1 rRNA gene is annotated in these 684 nt (G+C 52.2%); it reads left to right on the forward strand.

Annotated features, from left to right (window positions below):
* A 16S ribosomal RNA gene (locus tag AAAT93_RS00550) occupies positions 1–554 on the forward strand; the annotation flags it as partial.
* Between the last annotated feature and the right edge of the window lie 130 nt (positions 555–684).

Genomic DNA, 684 nt, shown 5'->3' on the forward strand with positions numbered 1-684 from the left:
TCTTGACATCCCGATGACCGCTTCTTAATCGAAGCTTTTCTTCGGAACATCGGAGACAGGTGGTGCATGGTTGTCGTCAGCTCGTGTCGTGAGATGTTGGGTTAAGTCCCGCAACGAGCGCAACCCCTATTTTCAGTAGCCAGCATTTTGGATGGGCACTCTGGAGAGACTGCCCGGGATAACCGGGAGGAAGGTGGGGATGACGTCAAATCATCATGCCCCTTATGATCTGGGCTACACACGTGCTACAATGGCTGTTACAGAGAGAAGCGAATCCGCGAGGAAGAGCAAACCTCAAAAAGGCAGTCTCAGTTCGGATTGTAGTCTGCAACTCGACTACATGAAGCTGGAATCGCTAGTAATCGCGAATCAGAATGTCGCGGTGAATACGTTCCCGGGTCTTGTACACACCGCCCGTCACACCATGGGAGTTGGAAATGCCCGAAGTCAGTGACCCAACCGCAAGGAGGGAGCTGCCGAAGGCAGGTTCGATGACTGGGGTGAAGTCGTAACAAGGTAGCCGTATCGGAAGGTGCGGCTGGATCACCTCCTTTCTAAGGAAGAAAAGTAGGGGTTAACGTGTTGTTAGTTTGTCAAAAGACAAAGTAAATATTTGCCGGTGGTGATGCGCTTAGGGGGCACACCCGTTCCCATCCCGAACACGATGGTTAAGACCTAAGCGGC

The sequence above is a fragment of the Coprococcus hominis (ex Arizal et al. 2022) genome (assembly GCF_040094675.1).
Classification (GTDB): domain Bacteria; phylum Bacillota; class Clostridia; order Lachnospirales; family Lachnospiraceae; genus Coprococcus_C; species Coprococcus_C hominis.